Genomic DNA, 21266 nt, shown 5'->3' with positions numbered 1-21266 from the left:
TTTCTTTTTTATTTTCAAACTACGCACTATGATTCGTTAGAATGAAAGATTAACACCAAATACCATCTGTCTATATAGCGGAAACGAGTCCGATGCACCCGTCTCGGGATCCATACCTTCCAGCAAATGACTTCTCGTAAAGATAATGGGGTTGTACATCGTTGCATATATACGGCAATTCGACAGCTTTATTCTGTTGGTAATGGATTCGGGAAGCGTATACCCTAGAGAAATGTTCTTAATTTTAATAAAAGACGCATCGACCGTATTCATCCCCAACAGCGGGTTAGAATGATTCGCTGTCCTATTTAGATAAGGTCTCGGATAATCATTGGTTGGATTTTCCGGTGTCCAGTAGTTATAAGCCGATGGTATGTTAATCGACCTATAATCAAAATAACCCAACAATTCCGCATCAATATGATGTCCCCAGCGAGCGATGGTGAAAATATTCAAGTCAAACCCTTTATAATTAAACGTGTTTTGCCAACCGGCTGTCCATTTAGGGCTCCCTTGTCCTAATATGACCCGATCATCAGGCGAAATGGAATACGGATTATCCGCAGAGTATTCTACGCCCTCTCCGTCCACCCAAACTCCATCGCTGGTCTTGGTTAAGTTGGATTGCGTTTTCACATCCCCTGGCAGTAAGCCGAATGCCGCGGCATCAGCAGCTTCTCCTTCTTGCCAAATCCCGATTTTCTTATACCCGTATAAGGTATTGCTCGGTCTACCCATAAATAACCCCAAAGAAATCAGGTCATCAACCGAAATACCACTACCTAAATCAATGGAGCGCACCTGCTCTCTGTTGTGTGCAAAAGTTACCGTCGAGTTCCATCTAAATGCATCTCCGTTCAGGATATTATTCCCTGTCAGTGTTACCTCCATTCCACGGTTGTTCATACGCGCCAAATTGGCTGTCATCTTATACGGCAATTTGGGGGTAAAACCGCCGCTAGAAAACGGTAAGTCACGTGCGTATAACACATCCCGGGTATCGGTATCATACCATTCTACAGCACCCGTTATACGATTATTGAAAAAACCAAAGTCTAACCCTACATTGAAGTTATAAGACTTTTCCCAAGTCAGATCCGGATTACCAACCGCTTGCGTCAACACAGCTACCGGCAAAACACCCCCACCCAAGTTGATCTGGTCTAATCCAGAACTGGTTACCTCTGTCCGCGTGGAATATGGATCGATGCCCGAGTTACCGGAAACACCATAGGATACCCGAAGCTTCAAATCGCTGAGCACATCCCGCGTCCCTTCCATAAAGTTCTCATCACTAATCCGCCACGCTCCGGCCGCGGCTAAGAACGTATCCCAACGACGTGCCAATTGTGAAACTCCATCGGTACGTTGTGTCAAGGTCAGTAAATAACGGCCTTTATATCCATAGTTGATCCGTGAGGCAACCGACATCCGTTTGGTTGTCGAATAACCTGACATTACATTCGCTTTTGTTCCACCCTGCAACGCATAAAACTCGTATTCATCGTACAAGAAACCTTCGTTGTAAGCATAAGAACTTTCGCTTTGATTGTCTGCCCAAGACGAAACCAAAGTCGCCGACAGGTCATGGTTCTGTCCGAGCTTAGTCTCATAATTTAAGATATTCTCCCATACATAATTGTATGCTAATGCAGTTTCGTAGCTGCCGTTACGTATCGGCGTTGAACTCCCCGTCAGCATCATATACGTGCGGTCACTGTTAAAGTTCCCAGTTCTCCGGTTACTTAGTGTCGCTCCCAATATGGAACGGAAAGTCAGGCCTTTCGCGATATCAACATCAACATAAGGGTTCACGGTTACCGCCAGTTGCTTTGAATTCTGACGTAATGTATTTGGAATGTCATCGGCTAGTAGACTTGGCATAGTCATCCCCTCAACGGGGTAAACGTTGATATTACCCATCGCATCATAAACCTCCCCTATGGGTGCCATGTCGAATGTCTTGTTTAGGCGACTCGGACGGCTCTCGTTATCTCTCCAGGTCAGACCTGTTACGATACCACCTGTAAACCATTCGGCAATTTTGCTTGTCGCACCCGCTCTTGCCGTAAACAAATCGGATTGATCACTTCGGTAGATCCCTTTCGTCGAGTTATAACCGAGAGAGAAATAACCTTGTGTCTTTTCCGTTCCGCCGTTGACAGAAAGCGAGTAATTCTGCTGTACACCGGTACGCAAGGTTTCATCCACCCAGTCTATCCATTTGCCGTTGTCAATATAGGGGTTAACCTGCTCAGGGTTCAAGCTCCAAGCCGTCAACAGTTCGTTTCTATCGGCAGACGGGCGTCCGTTCGTCGCCACAAAACCATCTTCCAGATACTGTAGCCAGGTGTCTTGTTGTAACGCAGAAGGGTAACGACCATTCGCATTTACGCCAGCATAGGCATCAAAATTAACAGACACACGGCCTACCTTTGCTTTTTTCGTCGTGATAATAAAAACACCATTTGCCCCAGCAGAGCCGTAAATAGCGGTTGAAGCGGCATCTTTCAAGATATCGATACTCTCGATATCATTGGGGTTGAGGTTCGTGATACTTCCGGGTATACCATCGATAATATACAAGGGCTCACTACCTGCCGTCAACGATCTATTTCCACGCAAGAGGATACTAGATCCTGAATTAGCCTGTCCAGATTCCCGTGCGATATCCACTCCCGCCACCCGACCCTGCAACGCTTCTATCGGATTGGCAACGGGTGCCATGGCAATTTCCTCGGCTTTCACCGAAGACACTGCTCCTGTCAGGTCCTTTCTTTTCACCGAACCATAACCGATAACGACTACTTCTTCCAATGTGGATTCACCAGCTTGCAGCACCACATTAAGAACCGTATCTTGCGTTACACGCTCCGTATGAGGAGCATACCCAACAGCCGAAAAAACAACGTCTCCCGCTGTAGCCATTTGAAAGGAAAACCTCCCGTTTTGATCGGTAGACGCTTCTGCACCACCATAACGGACGGTAACCCCTGCGATTGCCTCACCTTGAGATGACCGCACTTGTCCGCTCACCGTAATCTCCGTTTGTTGATACTCCATGGCGACACGCGCTTGCCCGGGCATAGGCAGGGCAAAAAGTAATGCCGATGCACAGGTGGCTGCCCAAATCCATTTTTTACTTGATTTTACCATAGTTAATAATGTTTATAATATGAATGGAAACCTAGTTAGTAGTTCGTTAACCAAGATGCTAATATTCTACATCGACACTTTACATCTACGTACTCTTTATCGGTCAATTATTGATAAAAACTGTAAACTAATCTATAACTGTCAGCCTCTACCACAAAATTGACAAAAACCTGAGTAATAATATTATATCGCATTACCTTATCACTATATAATATTATCACATCATTCAAACATCTATTTTCCAAACATCTGTCTTTTGTCGTGACTCGTTATATTCTCAACGCATAAAAAAATCCGAACATGTTTTTGACATGCTCGGATGGATAATAACATAGTTAGGTTATTTATTCTGTTTATTTCTGAATCTTTACGTGCACATTGATATACGGCTTGCCATCTGTGTCCTGTGTGGATTGCGTTACATACAAGGCGCCATATTTGCCCTCGGGTGTCAGGAAGTACAACAAAGTATTCGGAGTCAAGCCTTGAGTATGAAGAATTCCATCTGTTTGCTTACGATCGATCGTCAATTTCTCAGCTTCTTCCTGAATCTTACTACCGGACACCAAGACACGAGTATAGTTCGTATTCGAGTAATTATAGATCGGAACACTAAATAGCGTTTCTCGTTGGGTCCAGCCGGAAAGATCATAGAAAGATACGGGGTATTCTTCCACACTTGTTGAGTAGAGGTTATACACCAATTCCGTAGGGTTATTTGGATCCGCCGTCAACACGGTATCAATTCCAAAATCAATTTGAGCGGACGCACTGCTTCCTTCGCTATAACTATAGCTTCGCCCTGTTGTGAGCGATAAAAAACACGGCAATTCCGGCGTGTTTTCATTCGGTGCATACAGCCGTCTATTCACAAAGTGATCGAAGCTCGGGCGGGCATTTATTGTAATGGAAGTATAGCCGTCTCCCAGATACTCGTCTTTGAAATCACGGGCATAAAAACGAAAGGTTACCTTTCCGTCGCGTTGCATCTTAAACTTTCGCACACCGGAAAAGGAACGACGCTCATTACCCTCTGTATCGATGGTCACCGTGGACCAAGTACCGGTACCATTGGTACTATCTACCACCACAGAGTACATATCCTCCTTTGCCGAGGTAACGGTAAAATAGATGTGCACACTATCGCCATCATTCACCACCGCATCTTGGGTAACGGCGAATTCACTACTATTTTGGAAGGTAACTTCGATATCCCCAAACATGTTAAATATATTTTCCGACTCCACCTTGCAGGCACTAAAAGCCAATAGCGTAAAGAAAATCGGCAGGTATCTTTTAAATTTCATCATTTTCATCATTAATCATTTAATCAATTCATCAAACAACCTGATTAGTCGTCGAGCGGATCAAAAATCCCACCCTCCCAGCCAATCGTGGGGTGTATATCCACACCTCTCCAAACATAGTCGTTGTGGAAAGTATAGAAATTATGGTACGCCGGAATATCGATAGGCCTGAAGTTTGCCGCCTGCACAATTCTTCGTGCTTTAAAATGTTGCGAATACTCTACCGGATCGTTCATATCGATACCATCCCGAAATGGCCGTCCAGTTTCTGGATCTATTGCTTCCAATTCCGCAATTTTCTCATTCCGTAATTTTTCGGCGTCACTCGCTGTCTCGTCATGTTCCACTACAATCATCACCGTCGTCAATGTTTCACCCGATAGTTTATGCCAATTCCGCGTGCGACGCAGGTCAGCATTTCGTTTATTCTCAAAAGGAAACTCGATCATGCGCTCATTGAGCAACAGCGCACGCATTTCCTCGATACTAGCAATATGTCCGAGGCCGTAGTCATTGCTTCCTTGCTCAATGCCGGCACGCTGGCGAATCTGGCGTACCATTTCCTTGGCTGTCCCCATGTCTCCGGTTTCATTTGCACAATCCGCGAGGTTCAACATCACTTCCGCAAAGCGCATTTCGATCCAATCCACAGGATTTCCTCCACCGGTATCGTTGTTGTAGCCAACAGCTGTGCGTGCCAGAGTTGGCGAAGCAAAGCGTTTGCAATAGACACCCCAATTGGCTCCTTCACTACGACCATCATTGGACGCACCTTCATAGGTCCATTGCCGGCGGTTTGCGTTTCCACTCAAGGCCCAAGTACTACCATTATAAGCAAAAGTAGCTTCGAAACGCGGGTCTCTATCCTTCCAGAATAAAATCGGATCGTAGGTATAATCTCCGTCTTCGCCCAGTTGATTTCCATCCTTCATCGGATAGGCATCCAGCAACTTTGTTGTTGCTCGGTAGGCTAAATGTGGCGATCCGTCTTCGGAACTCGGTCGCCATTTGCGTTCCCCGTTGTGTCCTCTACGTTGTACGTCCGAAGAATACGGTCGAGAAATCAAGGTTTCCGGATTAGAAGATCCCTGTATACGAAATATATCCGCGTATTCAGGAACAAGGGTGTGTCCGTTGGCTAGTCCAATTTCATACGCGGCTCTATTCGCTATTAAGGCGTCTTGCCAACGTGAAGCATCGTAGGGATGTTTAGGGTCATCCAATGGATTAAACTGCGGACTTGCCCAGTACAGCAGGGCTTTCCCCTTCAAAGCCGCGGCAGCCTCGTAGGTAATGCGTCCCCAATCATTCCCCGTCCAGGTTATCCCCTCCAAATACTCCATCGCCTTCGTCAAGTCATCGATAATCACCTCAAAACAAGCACGGGCACTTGCACGACCTTGCGCTGTAATATTGTCCGGATCCTGTGGCTCCAACACCAAAGTGACTCCGCCATATACTTTCACCAACTCCAGATAGACCATCGCACGAAGCGCATGATACTGCCCTAAAAACCTCGCTTGGGTTTCCGCATCTAAATCACCCTCCGGAATCCAACGAATGGCATTATTACAGCGAGCAATATCATAGTAGCGATTCAGTCCATAGCCCGTTTGGTATCGGTTTCCCACATAACGCACATCGTGGTTTGTCAAGGGGTTTCCCGTAATGCCCATCGCCTGCGCTCCCCAACCTCCACCGAAAGCAAACACATGCTCATCACTTACCATGTGTATATCAAAACGCTCATTCGCCTCCCGTCCCCATTCCCAAGGGAACATCGGAATAACTACCTGATAAGTTCCATTCAAGTGAAAATCCACAGCCCCCTCAATGCTCCATATTTCCGCATCTATTCCACCTCTATCCGGTAAGATAAAAAAATCATCATTATTACAGGAAAGCAAGACGGCCGATGAGATTGCGACCAACACCCCTGTTTTTATCCTTGTATATATATTCTTTTTCATGTCTCTTTCGTATTAAGTTTACAAACTAGCACTCAAGCCCAGCGAAAGCGTCCGTACTGTAGGATAGTTATAAGCGCTGGATGTATATGGATCCTTGTAACTGTATGGATTTACCAGTACCCATAAGTTATTTCCGGTCGCGAGAATGCGCGCACTTCCCAGCCCCAAGCGACGTGCGACATTGGACGGCAGGCTATAACTAAAAGTCATATTATTGATCCGGATCATCGTTCCGTTTACGGTCCATATATCCGCATGACGATTAATATAAGGATCGTCTGCGCGCGGATATATTCCATTCATCGGATCATCCGGCGTCCAGCGATCACGCCAAAGTATCGGCACATTGGTATCAAGGCTCGGTCTCGTTCTTGCCCGGCTATCGATAGCCGCCCTACCTCCAAAATTCATGACGATGTTTGTTCGTAAACTAAAGCTTTTATAGTTAATCCCAATATTCCCTCCCATACCGAACGTACTATTCGTTCGACGATCCTGAAGCAAGGTCTGATCCAAGTGGTTCACCACACCGTCTCCGTTGACATCCTCGTAGACCAACCAACCTACTTGTGGAACCTCCCCATTAATGGTATAATTCGGATTTTCCACCATAAAAGCATCCAATTGTTCTCGGGTACGAAATATACCTTGCGTACGGAAGCCTATATTACCTGAGTGGTAAATTCGCGGATCTACACCGAACTTTGTCCCCAACCATTTACCATCATCCAAATCTTTTTCCAAGATATCATTTGGCGGATAAAGCATTTGTGTCACAATGGAGCCTCCGTAGAATGGGATGCCAAAGTTCATATTCGTGCTCAAGCTCCAGTCTTCCGCTAATTTCGTTTTATAACCTACCGAAATCTCCGAACCCCAGTTGTAAGCCTCCCGGTAGTTAACGACCGGTGCGAGCAGACCGGCATAAAGCGGGTTCGTTTGATCTGCTCCCTTATCAAAACCGTCATAAGTCCTATTTTTAAAGATCTCTAAAGTAATGTTCATTTTATTATTCAGCAGGGTCGCATCCAATCCAAAGTTGAACGTTTCTTTCTTCTCCCAAGTGATGTTCAAGTTGGGGAATGTAGAAGGATTTACACCAACCCCATATTGATTGTCGCCGAACAAGTAGCCGTCATTAATCCCCAACAGATAGCGTTCCTGCCAGAGACGTTCCGACACGCGGTCGTCGCCTGTAATCCCCCAGTTGACCCGCAATTTCAAATTGTTGATAAAGGAGATATTGTCTTTGAAAAAATCTTCCTCACTAATGTTCCAGCCGGCACCTACACTTGGTGACCAGCCCCAGCGATCGCCTCGTGCAAAATTCGAGGAAGCATCTAAACGTGCCACTACCTGAAGCATGTATTTTTTCTTGTAGTCGTAGCTAGCCCGTCCAAAACCTGAACGTTTGGTATGCTCTGTAATGGCTCTAGCTGTACGCTGTATTGTGTTTTGATCAAATGCCCAATAATCTTCAAAGCCCGGAACCAACTGGGTAAGCCATCGCACACCCAAATTTTCCGAATAACCACGCGTTTGTTCTCCTCCAACAATAACCCCCAGCGTGTGGTCTGCAAAGGTGTTATTATAAGACAAGGTCACAAAGCCCTGATAGCCCTTGTTTTGTGCTAGCGTAGGCTGTGTTAACGAGTTGTCCTTATCAACTCCCCATGGTTCTTCATCGGGATCCATCGTCGTCGAGAAGAATGCGTTATTATTTCCCATGCGTTCGAATTGGTATAAGCGGTACGGCGGACGATACGTGTTCGTATTTTCATTCCCTCCGCGTTGCGACATTTGCACCCGTGCAGACAAACCCTTTAAAAACTTAGGTTCCCAAGTTAGACTTGCATTAATGCTATAACCCTGTCCTTTACGCGACTCCAAGTATCCGGAATTCAGTGCTGCTAAGAGGTTGGATCGATTGCCTAAATCAACAGGATATCCGTCAATGTACATCGGATACCAATCGGGTGTAGATACGATGTCTTCATAGAAGCTTGCGTCCGTTTCGTTCCCGATTTGGTTTTTACTCTCCCGAATGCTGTGATCTACATTAAAGGCAATATCGGCCTTTAAGCCTTCCACAATGGTCGTCGTTAATCCACTACGCAAGGTGTATTTATCCTGCTTCATACCGGCATAGTTCGCATCTTGGTTCTGAAAGCTTCCGCCCACAAAGAAGGTCGTATTTTCACCGCCACCGGAAATACTCAGGTTATGCCTTTGCATCACTGCCGGCTTCCAAAGCTGATCGTACCAGCTATCCACATCCAGCCCGCGCAGGTAGTCCAAATCCGCCTCAGAAAAGAAGCTGCCTCTGGAGGCATTCGCCATATAATAACCTTCGTTCAGGAATTCTGCCAATTCGTATGCAGAAAGAAACTCCGGCCTGCGCGCGGCATCCGTAACTCCTAGATAACCATTATAGGAAATACTGGGTTTCCCCTGTTTTCCCCGTTTTGTAGTGACAAGCACTACCCCTTTTGCACCAGCGGCACCATATATCGCTGCTGAGGCATCTTTTAGAAAGGTAATATTTTCGACCATGGAAGGATCCAACGCATCAAAAACATCAGAGGTTACGGTTATCCCATCCACGATATAGAGCGGTTCAGTTGTCGCATTGATGGAAGCTCCAGCGTCACTCATACTCGCCCCCCGAATATTCAGCGTAATCCTCGAGCCAGGGCGGCCGGAGGCCTCGCTCACGCCTACACCTGGAATCTGGTTTCGCAGGGCACCTGCGATATTTGGCGCCGGGATATCCATCAATTCTTCGCCGGTAATGGTTACAACGGATCCCACAATTTCGGAACGCTTCTGGGTACCGTATCCTGTTACAATCACTTCTTCGATTGCGTCAGTAGATTCCAGTGTAACGGTAATACGTGTCATGCCACCAACGTTGACTTCCTGTACTTTATAGCCGACAAAGCTCACTACCAATTGTGTGTTTCCTTCAGGCAGGTTTATTCTAAACATTCCATCTTTATCGGTCTGTACTCCCGACTTTGTTCCTTTTATCAAAACGGTGGCGCCCACTACAGGGTTGCCATCCTGATCAATAACTTTCCCTGTTATGTTGACAAAATTCTCGATTTTCATCAGCTCTCGAGCAGGTATATCGGCCGCCTCCACTCCCGCAAAAGGAGCGACTAGCAAGCAGGCCAACAGCACGTTTCGCGTTCCCCGTAGAAAAGCTAGGGGCATATCAGCACGACTCTTCATATACTTCATTTTAAGTTTATTCATTCTAAAATAGGTTTTATCTCCTTTGTTCTCCTCTCCACTTATGGTCTCCAACGTGGGTCACCGACAGTAAACAACGCTGCATCGATAATGGTCAAATCGCTATTCGCATAATTGGTCTTATCCGGATTAGCAAATACTTCTTCTGAGGTTCGTCCATAAGCGATTACACCTTCTATCATCCTTTGTTGCGTATTTGATCCCCAAGTAATGTCAGAAGTTGCAAAACTATTCGACACGGTAATCGAATTCGGCATCACGCGATTAAAGGAACGCCCGCCCGATGTATAACCAATGATTGTATTACGAACCGTTAGGCTGCCAATCTCACCGCGGCTAGCATCAATGATGTTACGGTTGTCGCTTGGCGAATGGTACAACGTGGTATTTTCGATGAGCATGGCATTCAGAGTAGCATTCACCGAACCACCATGACGCATCAGGTATTGCAAATTGATGAAGGTTGAGTTTGTCCACCTGATATCACGCACGCTCGCATCGTTATGATCTATCGTAAGCGCGTTGTAATTCCCAATATTCTGCACGATGGAGTTATTGATCACATACTCATTCACGGATTTCGCCCCTTCGGACTGCAGTCGCATCACACCGCGTAGCTCGGACATTCTACAAGCTTCAAATTCAATTTTGTTAATCGCAGCAACTCTACTGATGTTAAACACATAACTACCGCCGATATCGCCAGTAAAATGCACATCTTCAAACTTGATCAGATCCATGGTTCCTTCCACATTAAAGGAAGAAGACATCTCAATACGGGCTTGCGGTCCAAAGCCTGGTTCGGATATCAAGGTTACACCACGATCCAACGTAAATCCTCCCATGGTATAAGTCATACCGCGTTTCAGTGCGATGACACTTCCATCAGGCACCGTATTCAAGGTGTTTTGCAGAATTTGCGGATCGGAACTTCCTCTGAGGTCAATATAACCCGCCTCCTCTACGGTAGGTTTAGTACTAAATTCAAGCTCACCTAGCGAGCGATCATCGTGACGGAAAAGCCGGGCGACGTAATTAGTGTTCGAGGTCAGCCCATCCAATTGCATGGTAATTAATTTATCATTGGACACGTCGAATTCCTGGGAATCAGTTCCGTCTGCTTTTTCCACCACCATTTTTGTCAGCTCGCCATGTCTTCCAAAATTCAGCACTACCGCTTCATGAGATAAGTTCCAGACTTTAATCGGCGTAAACAGCTCGATTGGCCTCACTTGAAAGCGTGAAGTCCGCATCCAAGGAGAATCTCCTGTCCCCGTGCTGGACACGGTACGTACCCGAGCGAAATAAGGCTCCAGTGGTGTCAGTTCTTGATCACTCAAGAAAAGTGAGGTAGAATCGGTGATAAAATCGAATACATTTTGAGCGGCGTTACTAAATGTAGAGTCAGAAGAAACCTGCACCTCGTAGGATACTACCGCCTGACGGCTGTCGCCTTCCCAAGCCGCATGTCCCCGCTCCCACTGCAATACTAAGGAGGTATCAGCATGAACGAGCGTAATCGCACTTCCCATCTCCGTCAAACTTGTTGGTGGTCCAGTCACGCTATCCTTATTACAGGCATAGATCGAAGCTAACAAAAGCATCAGAAGCCCAGTTCTGTAAAATGAAACGGCATGGCTCATAAACTTTTTTAATCTCATCTTTTTAGGTTATTTGTTATTAATTTAAATTACTACTTAGACTGTTATAAAAATCATCTATATTCTCCCTCATCGCTATATATTGTACAGCAGAAGGTATATTACATTATTTCAAATATTAAAAGACTATGCTGTAATTCTGCTCAGTTAGTTTATCGTAAAAACAATCGGTTGCATCTGTCACTCTCTGTTAATATTGTACATAGTACACGCCGATTCTCTCTCCTTTTTTCACAATATCCGTGATACTTCCCCTCCTATTTTTTCTTGGATACTATTCTATATTAACATAGAACTAAAGAAATATCCCTTACTTAAATATATAATCGCTAGTCGTTGTAACAAAGTTGATAATAAACGTTGCACATATATTATATTGCATTGCCCTTTTATTATAAGATATTATCAATCGAACACATACTTGATCCATATATCTAAAAAATGATGGCTTCTATACACACATGGCGAGGGACCTCATTGCCTTAACGAGCTCCCTCTTTATCCTGACGAAGGACTTCTTTTCTTTGTTGAGGTACATCAACGCGTTACTGGAGGAACTCAATATCATATCGAGGGGCATCTATGCCAGCAAGAGGTACCTCGACGTCTACATGTCCTCCGTGTAGGAGGTTACGAGGGGCATCAATGTGATGTCGAAGGACGACAACACGGTAGTGCCGTTGCTCAACACATTTTCGAGGTATGAGATGACGACATTGAAGGGGGAATAGGTTACAAAGAGGGACGAATATAACGTAGAGACGTACCGATACAATGCACCGAGGGGGCTCTTGCCGGTGTCGAGGGACAGCGGAAGATATCGGACGGACTTCATTGCTTTCTTGAGGGAGGTAGAGAGCGCATATCGCTGTCTCGGCAAACACATGAAGGGCCTCATCAGGTTCAAGAGATACAGCAATGGGCTATTGAGGTACCGCAAAACGACGGGAACGCACGTCACCCAGACACTTTATCTGTTATATGATCTAGAAACATCCGGTACCCGTGCGCTCATATTCGGTAAAAAGTCAGTAAAACAAATAATTACTACTTGGTCCTCTGCACTTGGTTGAAATAGTTCGAAAGAAAATCAAGGTTAAACATCAAAAGATACGAACGTCCAAATTAGTCATTCTATTATATCCCACTAAGAATATTGACCTTACGGGTCATACTATCACCTTCGGCGTCGGTAACCGTAAACTCAAACGAACCTACGCCAGCCGTAGACGGCTTGAAAATAGCTCTACCGTTTTCTACCGATACCGTACCGTTCTCTGCCTTACTTGCTTTGAACATGGGTTTTTTCGTAAATCCTCTGGCCAATGCTTTAAGGTCTATTTCTAAGGATTCCCCTGCTGCCGCGCTAAAGTACGCTTTGGACATCCATTGTAAATAATAATCTAATTCCGTATACCCATCGCGATTATTATCCAGATTGGTATCTGAAAAATCACCCTTCGGAGAATTCGGGTTTAACCCACGATGGATTTCCCACCAGTCCGGTAGTCCGTCGTGATCACTATCCCAGTTAGCAGCACGTTTTACTTCAGGATAATCCTCGTAGCCGCCTACATCGTCCTGATGATCGGGGAACCCCGGTTTACCGGATATGCTGCCTGTTGCTGAATAGGTGCTATCAATTGTTTCTTGGATGATACGCTGGTCGTGTTCATCCAACACAGGTCGGTTGTTACCCACATCAGACAGCACCAATTTATAAGCCAACCGTGCACTATGGGTCGTTACGTTTGCATCAAAAAATGGCTGATCGACAAATGTTTCATATTTTTCGGAGTCTCCATTGCTATATCTTGCTTTCCGACCCTCTTCCTGGTTTTGTTCATCAAAGTGTCCCGGCATCACATTACCATCGAAATAGCACCGTTGCATCCCTTTTCCAACATTTTCGTGATCGCCGATGAAGGCAAAGAACTGGGTTGTTCCCGCTCCCGGTTTATAATAATTGTTCACAAAATTAACTTCATGAGCGCCACCGTCTGTCGCACGTGCTCCCCAGTTATACACGACGTTATTGCGAAGATCCAGTTTACCACTATAAAACCCGTCGCCGTTCAATCCCCCAGCCAAGCTCCAATTTCTACCATAGTTATGCGCCAACAGGTTGTGGTGGAAGCTGCCGATTTCGCCACCGATACTGGCAGCATACCCATGCATTTTACCCTTCTCATATTTGCTATGCCCTGCCGAGTTCAACGCTTCGGAAATTAACGTTCGTTGTAAGGTAATATTTTTTGCCCCACGCGAGCTGAAACCCTCGTCGATCGTCCAGCTAATGGAACAATGGTCTACGATACTATGGTTTGCCCCCGTTAAGCCCATTCCATCCGCTGTTTTTCCCGCACCTAAACGAACACGCAGGTGCTGCGCGACCACATCATTTCCTGTGAATCCAAAAGGAGCTCCTGCAATACAAATTCCTTTTCCAGGTGCTGTCTGTCCGGCTATCGTCACATAAGGCTGGTTCACTACCAAGCGGGACTTCAGATGGATAATACCTGAAACGGCAAAAACAATAGTCCGCGGACCCGTGTGATTCTCTACGGCTTCCCGCAAGCTCCCCGGACCGCTATCGTTCAGGTTGGTGACTTCTACTACTTTTCCGCCACGACCTCCACGTGCATGTCGACCATATCCTTCCGCCTCTGGAAAAGCCAGCTGCGCTGGCCGGAAATACCAAACATCACCTTTCGTTTTGCCTTCGCCCGTTATTTCATCTACACGCCAGTAATAGGTATCCATACTATACAGGTTTCCTGTCAAAAATTCAGTCGCGCTTTGCTCCCCTTTGAATTCGGGAGAGGCAGGTGTAGCGTCTGCAATGGTGGTTGAATCCAAACCAAAATATATTTCGTGTCTTGTGGCCCCAGGTGCCGCCCTCCAGGTTAAAGTAAGCTTTTTGTCTTGCGGTTCTGCATGTTCATCGGCATTACCCGGCGATGGCGAATGTGCCTGCTTCGCCGCATCAGGTGTATTAATCTTGAACGCGTTGATAACGAGATCCCTGACAACAGCATCTGTTCGGTCTCCGGCCTCAAATACGACAATGGCATCCTCGCCCTGCTTTACATCCAGATGTGTATAAGCGGTTACAGCGTCCGCCGTTTTGAGTGCTCTCACACTCGGTTGCACCGTCAGCTTCTTATCCTTATGCGAAATCACGATAGGACTGAATGTGTTACCTTCGGGGCTATGAGGGATGTTATGATAAGTCAGTAAGGTATTTTTGCCTTCGGGTAACCCGCTGATACGCATTTCTATCTTTCCTGCTGCATCTCCGTCTTTTAGTGTGAGGCCGTCGGAAACCAAATAGGCAAAGTTAGGCGACCCCATACCTGCTTTGTACCATTCAGAGGCAAGCTCGCCCCTATCCGAATCCACTTTTGTGAAGGTGATTTTTATATTACCCTCCGTAAAGCTGTCAGAATTCCCTGCTTTTATCTGCCAAGAGGAATAACCGCTTTCATTTGTTTCAGCAACTCGGCGGCTCGTTTCATTAAGATCGACCTTCACCACCGGTTTCTGCTGGGCTAAAATTGATGGAGCCGTTAATAGGCAAAACAAGGTAAAGCCATAGGGAAGTAAATGGGAAATAATATTCTTTATAGACATATTTTGTTCGTTTTTTTAACGTTTATAATTCACAATGTTTACTACAGGATCTTTGTTAGCGATTAACCTCCAAAATTCTGCAGTCGGTAATTAAAAGACAGCATGAAGTAGGTACTCAGACGATTGCTCCGGGTATCCACGATTTCATTGTCAAAAATATCACGTTGTATGCCGGTATTTTGTCCAAAAATATCGAATCCTTGCAGTCTGATTTCAGCCTGATTGTTCTTTAGGAAACGATGTTCCAGATAGACGCTCAAAAATGTTGGATCCCCGATACCAGCATTGTACCCTCTATTGAACCTCTTAGTCAAGTCATATCCCAATGTAAAATCTTCAAAAAAGTAGTTTCTACCTTCCAGACTTATATTAAACTGGCTGCTGGAACGATCATCCATCGACGCAGTTGAAAACTTTGCATTGTTGTGGCTATAAGAGGTGTTTAACTCTGTGTCAACGATATCCTCCAGGTCTACACGGAATTTGACGCCCTGCCTTACTCCTAAATTTTTACCCACGATACGCTCGTCATTGGTTAACGAAATATTATTGCTATAATTTGAACCACCGTAATAAGAAACAACAAATTTTCGCTCGCTAAGCGGTACGGTAACCGAATAGTCGCCGGTAGCGTTATACGAGCCATTTACATTGGTGTAACTGATCTCTTGTTTCACCTCGTCATCAGCAATGTTCTTGCTCGTCACGATTTTGTCGTTTACCTGTTCAATACTTATCCGGCCATACAACGAGCTGCCTAAATGTGTATCCGTCTGTCTATATTCTACTTTTCCTCGATGTGAAAATTCGGGTTTGAGATTCGGGTTACCGGTTATTACACTTTGGAGATTGGAGTTATCCGTCACCGGCTGTAGCTGCTGAAAACTCGGTTGATTCGTGTTCCCATCATAATCGAGCACCAATTGTTTCTCTCTGGAAAACTGATAGGCAAACCGAAGTGATGGTACCCAGTTAAAGTGTTGATGAAACGTCTCGATATCTCTGGTAAAATCAAAACCCGATAGGGTGGACGGCTGTGCAAACAAACCGATGGTTGAATTTATTTTTTCGTTTTTCAGCCGATAATTAAGTCCAAATCGGTTGGTCGTAAAATGATAGTCGTAGTCATTGCTCAAGTTCTTATTAAGCGTTTCGTCCCCGTCCGCAGGGTCAATATCAAACGTTTCTTTTAAGATATCATTCGACGTACGGTTCCACCGATAGGCCAGTTCGAGGAAAGACACCGAACTCAATGGTTCAAAGTACGAAGCTCTGGCTTGGGAACGAAGATTCCCCTCGCGGTTATAGGTGTCTTGGTATTGTTGTTCAGCGGCGCTATTGCCCTCTTCGTCGGTATCCAAATAGTCATTCTGTACATGCCGGTCTCCTTGTCCAGTAGCGGAATTGATTTCCATCTCCAGCGTCAGATTTCGCCTCGGTTTCCGAAATTTATGGTTATAGAAGACCTCCAGCCCTAGATCCATAGAACGATCTGCTGATCCTCCGCGGGTCTCCCGATGTGAAGTAGCGTTGTTAAGCTGTATTTGACTAGATTCCGTATTCGTACCGCGATTCGTTTCGTAACGGATGTCGGGTTCAATTTTTATATAATTACTGGTGTCGGGACGGTACTCGAAATTCCAGGAAAAGCGATGGCTTTTACTTTTACTCCGACGACTACTTTCCTTTACTTCATATCGCGTATAATCCGGAAAAAAAGTCTCGCTGCTGGTATTTACCCAACTATCGTTATCATTGACATCAAAGCGGTAATTGCCGTACGATTCTAATTTTTTGTTCCAGTTATCCCTATAGTTCCCCTTGACAGACTTCCTATCATTAACACCCGAAGATCGGCCCCTATTATTGCTCGCTTGGGCGTCTAGCGATAATTGTTGTTCTCCGTTCAGATAATTCCCCCTTAATCGACTATTGTATCTATTCTCTGTACCCAAACCTGCAGCACCCCGGGCAAAATATCCTCTTTTTTTGTCGTCTTGAAGGTTGATATTCAGCACTTTTTCCGGCGTACCGCTTTTTAACCCCGTCTCATTTGCTTGTTCGCCATAATCATCTATGACTTGTAGATTTTTCACGATATCAGCAGGCAAATTCTGGATTGCACCGGCGACGTCATCGCCGAAGTATTCTTTACCATCAAGACGTATACTCGTAATCGGTTCACCGTTTGCCGTGATATTTCCATCGTTGTCAACATCGATGCCCGGTAGCTTTTTCACCATCTCTTCCACCGCATCGCCCTCCCGTACTTGGTATGCCCGCGCATCGTATTGTACCGTATCTTCCTTTAGGATAACTGGTATCATGGCCGTGACCATCACCTCATCCAATACACTATTGGCACTGTGTAATCTAACCGTTCCTATATCATTAACGGTAAGTTTCCTATCTACGGAAAAGGATTGTTGTAGATGATCATATCCCATAGATTGAACGATGATGTTCACTGTGCTATCTTGGACTCCCGGAAACAAGAAGAAACCATTAACATCGGTAGACATCGACAATTTTTGGTTAGCTGATTGGAGACTAATCAACGCCCCCGGTATAGGAGTACCCGTTGAATCGGCCACTACTCCTTTTAACTGGATTCCTTGCGCAAAAACAGTCAACGACGTTATAATGAATGAAATTAATAACAAATATTTTTTCATCTCAGAGCCTTACTAAACTTATATTGAACAGTAAAATAAATAGGTGTAAAAAGGTATCTATTGAATCAACTATTTACGTCTATTCAAATGTAATAGGCTTTGTATATTGTTTATTATATCATTTTTACGCTTTCTTGCAATATCTTATCGAATTAACAAACTGTATATCAGAATACAACGAAAGATACCGCAAAACTTCTTCAACAGGCATCCCAATGCGTTCAGAAATCAACCGGCTTACTGACGTTTTCTACCCTACAAACACTTTGCTAATCTGCAACTTAGCAGTATCGAAAAAAAAAGCAACAATATATTTCCAATGAGAAAGCCTATCCCGTAGGCGTTAAGACTTCCCCAATTAAAATATAATGTATTATAAATTTCCACTGCGCTTATAAACGTTAAAGTAAGCAAACCAGTCAACCCGATGGTACGTATAGTATATATGACTACGCGAATTTTAAAAACCTTAGCGAAGCTCATCACTGGTTACAAATTCCTTATTTGGTGTATATACGCCTAACGTTACGGCAGAAAACAAACCGTTCTTAAACGTTCGATCAGTTTTAAAACGGCCACTTCCCGACTTCATTGATGCCGTATCCGTACCGTTTTTTGATTCCGGTAATAATCCGTATACGGCGTAGTGATTTAAAATTATCTTTTTTTGATCTATTGGCGGATAGGCTGTTTTATTGTTAGCGATCAACGTTAGTATACACAGCACATAGAGCAACTCCATTCTCATTGTAAATTGACACAAAATTCTGTACTAAAAATTCTTTGATTTTAATTCCCACGCCAGCGGAAAATACGCAATCTCTTCGTCATCAATCCGCACATATCCCATTCCCTCCATTTTTATGATTCCCGATGACAAACTAATGAAATAGTCCGCATAGAATTGCGGGTGAGACGACGCCGTGTGCCTTACTTTATATACATCCGTAAACGTCTTTCCAATGGCGGTTGTCGAAGCATCCACCGCTATTATTTTATAGGTGATCGTTCCCGAAAGATCATCATCCTCCGGATCCAAAGGTGCTGGAATAAAATATTCCCAACGGTCCCCAACCTTAGCATCCTTTTCTAACATCGTAAATTTAAGGTCACTGTCTGGCCAACCCGTTGCCATTGTAAAAATCTCTTGATCAGCGTACCAAAAATGGTCCACCGAAGGCAGTTCTGAACCTACAAAATTCAACAGCACCTTGAAGTAGTTTTCTTGCACTTTATCTGCAATCTTATAGCTGATTTCCGTCTCGCCACCTTCGGTTATCATCCTATAGTTCCACTGGTTACCCACTTTCATAAAGGGAAATGTCGGTTTCTCCGGTTCCCGATCTTCGTCGCGCTTGCAGGAAAACAACATCAACAACAACAAACCTGACACAACAATGAATACAATTTTCTTCATAATATTTATTTTTTTTGCGAAACTAAACGGATATCACCCTTGGAACAACTGTAGTAAAGCGTATTCACTAATTTTCCGTACTGGTACGGATGTCCAGCATCAAAATTCCATTGTATCTTAGTCGCTCGCTAATGCGCTTCGTCGATCAATAACAACTTTAGTAGAAAGAAATGCGTAGAAAAATTTAAACGATCTATATTTCAGCTCCATAAAGAATATTACTAGATTATCTATGTACACATTTTATTTATTTCTTTTTGTCGTCCTACCTTCCGAAACTTCTTCTTTCATAGAGCGGAATGACACTACTCAAATTTCACATTTAGTGGAAATGGCGAAACAAAAACACAAGGCAAGATTTCCCGATTCTGCGGAATATTATTTCCGGCAAGCCGGTAATCTTGCCAATCAATTGAATTCAGAATCAGGCAAGTTGTTATTCGCAGGCAACTACAGTGTATTTCTGTATGATCAGGTGCGGTTTGATGAAGCTATGGAATATGCGCGGCTCGCATTAACCCTAAGTTTACGTCTAAATAACCGACCGAAAGCGGCGGCGGCCTATAATAATATTGCGTTACAACATCAGGCTAAAGGACGGCTAGAAGACGCTGCAAACAATTTAATCAGTGCACTGGAAATTTCCAACGAAATCAAAGATCCGACCTACAAGGATTTGTCTGATAGAAGAAAATATCTTAATAATTTGAGCTCTCTATTGCTGGATCTCCATGATCTGGACAAAGGTCTACAATATGCTTGGCAGTCCTTTGAGATTGCCCGGCAATTAAAGGACACTGTGGCCATGGGCAACAGCTTGGTTAATGTCATGGTTGCGGAAGCTATGGCCGGAAAACTGACCGATGCTGTACAACATGGAAAACAGTACTTATCTATAGGACGTTCTTATGGAGACCTGCCCATGGAAATCAAGGCACTTAATAATCTCGCCGATGTATACCGTATGCAGCGGTATTATCCGTTGGCACTCGAGACATTTTCCAAAGCGCTGGCCATCACGCCGAAATCTATGCCAGGAAATGAGGTTTATACCCTATCGGGTATGTCGCGCGTATTTAAAGAAATAGGTAATGCACAAGCTGCAAAAGAATATTTCGAAAAGGCCCATAAACTAGCGGTAAAGGAATTGGCAACACCGCAGCTTATCGACTTATATAAAGATGGCGCCGACATCAATGAAGCCCTGGGGTACTACAAACAAGCACTGGATTTTCAAAAAAAACATGCACAATTAAAGGATTCGCTACAAAACCAAGAAACACAAAAGACGATACATGAACTTGAAGTACGATACGAAACCGCGCAAAACAGAAAACAAATCGCCGAACGGGATCTCAAAATTGTAGAGCAGGCCGCCGAACTCGACCGCAAGAATACATGGTTTATGATCTATATATTTTCGATATTCCTGTTAACCTTTGGATTGGTCGTCATACGGCTATTAAACAGACAAAAACGAAAGGCACAATCAACGGAATTGCAAAAGAAGCTGATCGAAGCACAACTAGCAGGTGAAGAACGGGAACGAGAACGGACAGCTAAGGAATTGCACGACGGTGTAGCCAGTATCTTATCGGCAGCAAGCCTACAAATCAATGCCATGACCGAACATAGCGACCCCCATACGACGTTCAAAGATATAAGTCAATTGATAGAAATAGCCGTGCGCGAAATACGGAATATCTCCCACAACCTTGCGCCAGAAATGATTCTCGAGGAAGGGCTTGGCTACGCCATTCAATCGTTTTGCCAAAGGGTAAATAAACCGGACTTTCAGATGCATTGCTACGTCATTGGCGAGCTTCCTGAATTAAACAAGAGTTCCCAATTAACCATTTACCGTGTCATCCAGGAATGCGTGACCAATATCTTGAAACATGCACAAGCTACTGAAGGAATTGTACAACTCAGCGAAGAACAGGGACGCTTGCTAATCACCGTTGAAGATAATGGAATAGGGTTCGACACCGAACCGCTTTGGGTCAACGGTATTGGTTTTCATAATTTAAATAATCGCGTAAAATCACTGCAGGGCAACATTGATATTCGATCTTGCATCGGAAAGGGAACATCTGTATTTATAGAGATTGACTGCCCTATGACCGCATGTTTGGACAAAGCAACTGTTGATCTTTAAACGTATTTGATACGATAAAATGTTTTCCGTACTA

Annotated in this window: 11 protein-coding genes; 1 reads left to right on the top strand and 10 read right to left on the bottom strand. The window is 44.5% G+C overall.

Features of this window, described 5'->3' with window-relative positions; all coding sequences use genetic code 11:
- Positions 1 to 36 precede the first annotated feature (36 nt).
- The 10 genes from H8B17_RS03355 to H8B17_RS03310 form a co-directional block, all read right to left on the bottom strand.
- Positions 37 to 3156, bottom strand: a complete 3120-nt coding sequence (locus H8B17_RS03355; protein ID WP_190307736.1) for a SusC/RagA family TonB-linked outer membrane protein — start codon at positions 3154 to 3156, stop codon at positions 37 to 39.
- A gap of 353 nt (positions 3157 to 3509) precedes the next feature.
- Positions 3510 to 4466, bottom strand: a complete 957-nt coding sequence (locus H8B17_RS03350) for a hypothetical protein (RefSeq protein WP_190307735.1) — start codon at positions 4464 to 4466, stop codon at positions 3510 to 3512.
- 41 nt (positions 4467 to 4507) lie between these two features.
- A complete protein-coding gene (locus H8B17_RS03345) occupies positions 4508 to 6433 on the bottom strand; it encodes a RagB/SusD family nutrient uptake outer membrane protein (RefSeq protein ID WP_190307734.1) in 1926 nt (641 codons plus the stop codon).
- Positions 6434 to 6451: 18 nt separating this feature from the next.
- Positions 6452 to 9691 carry a SusC/RagA family TonB-linked outer membrane protein gene (locus H8B17_RS03340; protein WP_223816333.1) on the bottom strand — a complete coding sequence of 1080 codons (3240 nt, stop codon included), beginning with the start codon at positions 9689 to 9691 and terminating at the stop codon, positions 6452 to 6454.
- A 38-nt stretch (positions 9692 to 9729) separates the two neighbouring features.
- Positions 9730 to 11349 carry a DUF4957 domain-containing protein gene (locus H8B17_RS03335; protein WP_190307733.1) on the bottom strand — a complete coding sequence of 540 codons (1620 nt, stop codon included), beginning with the start codon at positions 11347 to 11349 and terminating at the stop codon, positions 9730 to 9732.
- Positions 11350 to 11956: 607 nt separating this feature from the next.
- Positions 11957 to 12184 carry a hypothetical protein gene (locus H8B17_RS03330; RefSeq protein ID WP_223816332.1) on the bottom strand — a complete coding sequence of 76 codons (228 nt, stop codon included), beginning with the start codon at positions 12182 to 12184 and terminating at the stop codon, positions 11957 to 11959.
- A 302-nt stretch (positions 12185 to 12486) separates the two neighbouring features.
- Positions 12487 to 14982: a pectate lyase family protein gene (locus H8B17_RS03325; RefSeq protein WP_190307731.1), complete on the bottom strand. Its 2496-nt coding sequence runs from the start codon at positions 14980 to 14982 to the stop codon at positions 12487 to 12489.
- A gap of 62 nt (positions 14983 to 15044) precedes the next feature.
- Positions 15045 to 17657: an outer membrane beta-barrel protein gene (locus H8B17_RS03320; RefSeq protein WP_190307730.1), complete on the bottom strand. Its 2613-nt coding sequence runs from the start codon at positions 17655 to 17657 to the stop codon at positions 15045 to 15047.
- Between the two features lie 469 nt (positions 17658 to 18126).
- Complete coding sequence (locus H8B17_RS03315; protein ID WP_190307729.1) at positions 18127 to 18405, bottom strand: Bor/Iss family lipoprotein; 279 nt, start codon at positions 18403 to 18405, stop codon at positions 18127 to 18129.
- A 24-nt stretch (positions 18406 to 18429) separates the two neighbouring features.
- Positions 18430 to 19074: a hypothetical protein gene (locus tag H8B17_RS03310; protein ID WP_190307728.1), complete on the bottom strand. Its 645-nt coding sequence runs from the start codon at positions 19072 to 19074 to the stop codon at positions 18430 to 18432.
- 232 nt (positions 19075 to 19306) lie between these two features.
- Between H8B17_RS03310 and H8B17_RS03305 the strand changes: the two genes are divergently transcribed.
- Positions 19307 to 21232, top strand: coding sequence for a tetratricopeptide repeat protein (locus tag H8B17_RS03305; protein WP_190307727.1), 1926 nt, complete (start codon positions 19307 to 19309; stop codon positions 21230 to 21232).
- Positions 21233 to 21266 lie beyond the last annotated feature (34 nt).

This window comes from Sphingobacterium arenae, assembly GCF_014692505.1.
GTDB lineage: Bacteria > Bacteroidota > Bacteroidia > Sphingobacteriales > Sphingobacteriaceae > Sphingobacterium > Sphingobacterium arenae.
This window is presented reverse-complemented; position numbering and strand designations above follow the sequence as displayed.

Coding starts and splice junctions, on each gene's coding strand:
- H8B17_RS03350 (WP_190307735.1), bottom strand. CDS start 4,466: ATGATGAAATTTAAAAGATACCTGCCGATTTTCTTTACGCTATTGGCT.
- H8B17_RS03340 (WP_223816333.1), bottom strand. CDS start 9,691: ATGAATAAACTTAAAATGAAGTATATGAAGAGTCGTGCTGATATGCCC.
- H8B17_RS03315 (WP_190307729.1), bottom strand. CDS start 18,405: ATGAGAATGGAGTTGCTCTATGTGCTGTGTATACTAACGTTGATCGCT.
- H8B17_RS03355 (WP_190307736.1), bottom strand. CDS start 3,156: ATGGTAAAATCAAGTAAAAAATGGATTTGGGCAGCCACCTGTGCATCG.
- H8B17_RS03335 (WP_190307733.1), bottom strand. CDS start 11,349: ATGAGATTAAAAAAGTTTATGAGCCATGCCGTTTCATTTTACAGAACT.
- H8B17_RS03310 (WP_190307728.1), bottom strand. CDS start 19,074: ATGAAGAAAATTGTATTCATTGTTGTGTCAGGTTTGTTGTTGTTGATG.
- H8B17_RS03345 (WP_190307734.1), bottom strand. CDS start 6,433: ATGAAAAAGAATATATATACAAGGATAAAAACAGGGGTGTTGGTCGCA.
- H8B17_RS03325 (WP_190307731.1), bottom strand. CDS start 14,982: ATGTCTATAAAGAATATTATTTCCCATTTACTTCCCTATGGCTTTACC.
- H8B17_RS03320 (WP_190307730.1), bottom strand. CDS start 17,657: ATGAAAAAATATTTGTTATTAATTTCATTCATTATAACGTCGTTGACT.
- H8B17_RS03305 (WP_190307727.1), top strand. CDS start 19,307: ATGTACACATTTTATTTATTTCTTTTTGTCGTCCTACCTTCCGAAACT.
- H8B17_RS03330 (WP_223816332.1), bottom strand. CDS start 12,184: ATGAAGTCCGTCCGATATCTTCCGCTGTCCCTCGACACCGGCAAGAGC.